Origin of the sequence: Vibrio sp. 1727, assembly GCF_033344415.1 — a bacterium.
GTDB lineage: Bacteria > Pseudomonadota > Gammaproteobacteria > Enterobacterales > Vibrionaceae > Vibrio > Vibrio alginolyticus.
In genome coordinates this window covers 1-1,063 of sequence record NZ_JAWPOT010000085.1, presented here as the reverse complement: position 1 = coordinate 1,063, position 1,063 = coordinate 1, and the positions used below count along the sequence as shown (strand labels likewise).

The window sequence follows — 1,063 nt, the reverse complement described above, 5'->3', positions numbered from 1 at the left end:
CTCTGGTTCTGAAATCCATCCCTGTCGGTGTTGCTTATGCAGTCTGGTCGGGACTCGGCGTCGTCATAATTACAGCCATTGCCTGGTTGCTTCATGGGCAAAAGCTTGATGCGTGGGGCTTTGTAGGTATGGGGCTCATAATTGCTGCCTTTTTGCTCGCCCGATCCCCATCGTGGAAGTCGCTGCGGAGGCCGACGCCATGGTGACGGTGTTCGGCATTCTGAATCTCACCGAGGACTCCTTCTTCGATGAGAGCCGGCGGCTAGACCCCGCCGGCGCTGTCACCGCGGCGATCGAAATGCTGCGAGTCGGATCAGACGTCGTGGATGTCGGACCGGCCGCCAGCCATCCGGACGCGAGGCCTGTATCGCCGGCCGATGAGATCAGACGTATTGCGCCGCTCTTAGACGCCCTGTCCGATCAGATGCACCGTGTTTCAATCGACAGCTTCCAACCGGAAACCCAGCGCTATGCGCTCAAGCGCGGCGTGGGCTACCTGAACGATATCCAAGGATTTCCTGACCCTGCGCTCTATCCCGATATTGCTGAGGCGGACTGCAGGCTGGTGGTTATGCACTCAGCGCAGCGGGATGGCATCGCCACCCGCACCGGTCACCTTCGACCCGAAGACGCGCTCGACGAGATTGTGCGGTTCTTCGAGGCGCGGGTTTCCGCCTTGCGACGGAGCGGGGTCGCTGCCGACCGGCTCATCCTCGATCCGGGGATGGGATTTTTCTTGAGCCCCGCACCGGAAACATCGCTGCACGTGCTGTCGAACCTTCAAAAGCTGAAGTCGGCGTTGGGGCTTCCGCTATTGGTCTCGGTGTCGCGGAAATCCTTCTTGGGCGCCACCGTTGGCCTTCCTGTAAAGGATCTGGGTCCAGCGAGCCTTGCGGCGGAACTTCACGCGATCGGCAATGGCGCTGACTACGTCCGCACCCACGCGCCTGGAGATCTGCGAAGCGCAATCACCTTCTCGGAAACCCTCGCGAAATTTCGCAGTCGCGACGCCAGAGACCGAGGGTTAGATCATGCCTAGCATTCACCTTCCGGCCGCCCGCTA

Annotated in this window: 2 protein-coding genes; both read left to right on the top strand. The window is 60.7% G+C overall.

Annotated features, from left to right (window positions below):
• On the top strand, positions 1-206 hold a 206-nt coding region (locus tag R8O10_RS23970; RefSeq protein ID WP_016810057.1), incomplete at its 5' end, for a DMT family transporter.
• Complete coding sequence (sul1, locus tag R8O10_RS23965; RefSeq protein WP_000259031.1) at positions 200-1,039, top strand: sulfonamide-resistant dihydropteroate synthase Sul1; 840 nt, start codon at positions 200-202, stop codon at positions 1,037-1,039. The genes R8O10_RS23970 and sul1, both read left to right, overlap by 7 nt.
• Positions 1,040-1,063: the final 24 nt, after the last annotated feature.